Annotated in this window: 3 protein-coding genes; 1 reads left to right on the top strand and 2 read right to left on the bottom strand. The window is 70.5% G+C overall.

The window, feature by feature from the left end; translation table 11 throughout:
- Together AC3XYG_RS07270 and AC3XYG_RS07265 are read right to left on the bottom strand one after the other, a co-directional pair.
- The coding region (locus AC3XYG_RS07270; protein ID WP_489139142.1) for a hypothetical protein at window positions 1–488 on the bottom strand (488 nt) is incomplete at its 3' end.
- A gap of 299 nt (window positions 489–787) precedes the next feature.
- Window positions 788–1,654, bottom strand: a complete 867-nt coding sequence (locus AC3XYG_RS07265; protein WP_489139141.1) for a mechanosensitive ion channel family protein — start codon at window positions 1,652–1,654, stop codon at window positions 788–790.
- 321 nt (window positions 1,655–1,975) lie between these two features.
- Here AC3XYG_RS07265 and AC3XYG_RS07260 point away from each other — a divergent pair.
- A partial coding sequence (locus AC3XYG_RS07260) for a hypothetical protein (protein ID WP_489139140.1) occupies window positions 1,976–2,970 on the top strand: 995 nt, incomplete at its 3' end.

The following is a 2,970-nucleotide window of genomic DNA, read 5'->3' as shown; positions in this document are numbered from 1 at the left end:
TCCTCGTCGTCGGTATAGAGGTCGCTGACCCGCTCGCCGAGCTCCTGCTCCAGTGCCTTGGCCCGATCGTCATCCGGGGTCTCGTCCCAGATCATGAAGGCGAGGACGCTCTGGACGTCGTCGCGATGGCGGGCGCGGCGCGCCTTGCGGCCGACTTCGCGCTCGGCGGTCGCGACCTTGTCGCTGGCGCACAGCCGATCGGCGGCGCGGCTGCGCAGGCCCAGCGAGCGCTGCACCGACCGGGCGAAGCGGTCGAAGGCCAGCCCGGCGTCACGCGCCTCGTTCCTGGGATCGGGATCCTCCGCCGGCAGCCCGGCCGGATCGGCCCGCACTTCGGCGGCCCAGGCCTGCGCCGCCAGGGCACGAGCGCCTTCCCCCTCGGCCAGCCGCATGCCGATCTCGGCGAGGCGGCTGAGCATCTCGATCCCCTGCAGCGCAAGGCTGCGGCAGTGGACCTGGATGTCGATGGGCTCGGGGGTGGGTTGCATGGAACAGATGATGAACGAATGCGAGAGGTCGGCGCAATGAACGTTGTGTTCACATCATCGGCACCGGTCCCAGTTGGTACGGCCGGCTCCGCCCAGCACCGTCCGGCGAAGGTTGGTACGGCCGGCTCCACCCAAAACCGTCATCGCGAGCGCAGCGACGCGATCCAGTCGTGCAGCCAGAGGCGGCGCCAGCCTGGATCGCCACGCCCTCCGGGCTCGCGATGACGGTGAGGGGTTGGCACGCCGCCTCGACTCAAACCGTCATCGCGAGCGCCGCGACGCGATACAGTCCGGCTCCCTCAACCCGCACCATAGCTGTGGTTGCCGGCCGCGCCCGCCGAGGCCCGGCCGTTCGCCGTGGCGGGGGCGTCCGCGTCGGGGCCGGCGACGAGGCGGCCGAGGGCGCCATTGATCCGGCCCATCAGCGCCGCCTTCACCGCGCCGACATCGGACAGCGGCACCGGCGCGCTGACCGTCAGTTCGACCACCCCGGCCTCCGGCTTCGACAGGTCGACCAGCCTGGAGATGGCGACGCTGGGCTGGGTGCCCGCCGGCACGCGCGGATCGGCCTTCAGCATGTCGACGATGTCCCGCGCCAGCGCCTCGGCCCGCGGGCCGGCCGGGGCCGGGAAGGTCAGGTCGAGCTTGGCCAGGCCGGGATAGGTCGAGTTGTTGATGATGGCGGCGCCCCAGACCGCGCCGTTCGGCAGCAGGATCTGGACATTGGCCGAGGTCACCAGCTCGGTCATGAACAGCGAAAGCGACTTCACCGTGCCGGCCTTGCCCGCAACCTCGACGGAATCGCCGATCTTGAACGGCCGGAACAGCAGCAGCATCACCCCGGCGGCGAGGTTCGACAGGGTTCCCTGCAGGGCGAGGCCGATGGCCAGGGAGGCGGCGCCCAGCACCGCCACCAGGCTGGTGGTCTGAATGCCGAAGATCTGCAGCACGGCGATGATGACGACCGCAAGCACGAGATAGCGCGCCAGCGACGCCAGGAACTCCGCGATGGTGGCATCGACATGGCCGGTGGCGGCGGCCAGCCGCAGCAGCCAGCGCTGGATGAAACCGGACAGCCACCAGCCGACGAACAGCAGCGCGATCGCGTAGAGGGCGTTGAGCCCGTACAGGACGAACATCGCCCACAGGTTGTCGAAATTGATCATCAGCCGTGTGCTTCCTGGGCTTCGAGCGGATGCCGCCGGTGGCGAGCAGAGACCTGCCGCCGAGCGGTCAGGTGCCGCCGCATCGGCGGAGGGGTCATCTGGCTAACACGTTAGGCCGCGGATCGATCCCTCGTCCGGGCGACTCCGCAATCCGGCCCGGCGGTAACGCACGCGCCGCGAGGGTCGCCCATCCCCGGTGCACGGCCGAAACGCAGGGATATCCACAAAAAGCACCCTGAAGATCATCGAAATGCCATGAATCCTATTGAAACAATGAGGCTGCCAGGGCAGTCGGAGGCCTTGGGTGTGGGGGAAGACGTCATGAAAGCCGGTCGCTGGTTCCAGCTGTTGGGCCTGTTCGTCGCCCTCGCCACCCCCTCTGTCATTTTGCAGACGCCGGCCCTGGCGCAGACGGCCGTGCTGCCGGCCCGCCCGGATGCGGCGGCGACCATCGACCAGGACAAATTTCCCACCGCCGGCCAGCACGACACGCTGCTGCACGTGCTGCAGCCCGGCCGGTTCTCGATCCGCGTCCACAGCCAGAGCGGCGTGTCGATCCAGCTGGTCGACATGCTGACCGGCCCGTCCGATCCGTCGGGCGACCCCGGCGCCACCGATGGCCGGCTGGACGCCCTGCTGGATGTCGGCACCTACAAGCTGCGCCTGTCCGGCGCCAAGGGCGCAACGGGTGACGCCGCCCTGTCGGTGCAGCCGTTCCGCGAGGCCCAGGCCCCCGGGCTGCGCCCGCGCGACGGCGTGGTGGCCAGCGGCACCCTGGCCGACCTGGAGCAGAAATCCTTCTGGTTCTCGGTGGACGCGCCGGGTTTCGTGCGGCTGGAGGCGGCCGGCCGCAACCTGGCGGATCTGCGCTTCTGGCGGAACGGCACCGACCTGGTGCCGGAAATGGCGCGGCTGCGGACCATCGAGCCGGGGGCCGGCCACCCGATGCCCGACGTCACCTATGAGGCGGCGCGGGAGCCGGGCACCTATCTGGTCACCGCCTATGGCGGCCCAGCCGCGGCCTGGGCCGACGGCGACACCACGTCGCCCTTCCACATCCGCTTCGGCGCCGCCGACGCGCTGCTCGCCGGCTGGATCGGCGGCACCATCGGCCCGTTCGGCCGCGACCTGTACCGCATCGGCAATGCCGGCACGACCTACCGGCTGGACCTGCCGGCGGCCGCGCCGGCGGGCCTGCGCCTGTATGATGGCATCAACGCCCAATCCGGCGTCGGCATCGACCGCAAGAGCCGCGAGCCCACGGTGTCGCTGTCGGCCGGGTCGCAGAGCGACGGCGACCGGGTGCTGGAGCTGAC

It is taken from the genome of Inquilinus sp. (genome assembly GCF_057815775.1).
The sequence above is the reverse complement of the archived record's forward strand: the minus strand, read 5'-3'. Positions and strand labels throughout refer to the sequence as shown.

Coding starts and splice junctions, on each gene's coding strand:
- AC3XYG_RS07265 (WP_489139141.1), bottom strand. CDS start 1,654: ATGATCAATTTCGACAACCTGTGGGCGATGTTCGTCCTGTACGGGCTC.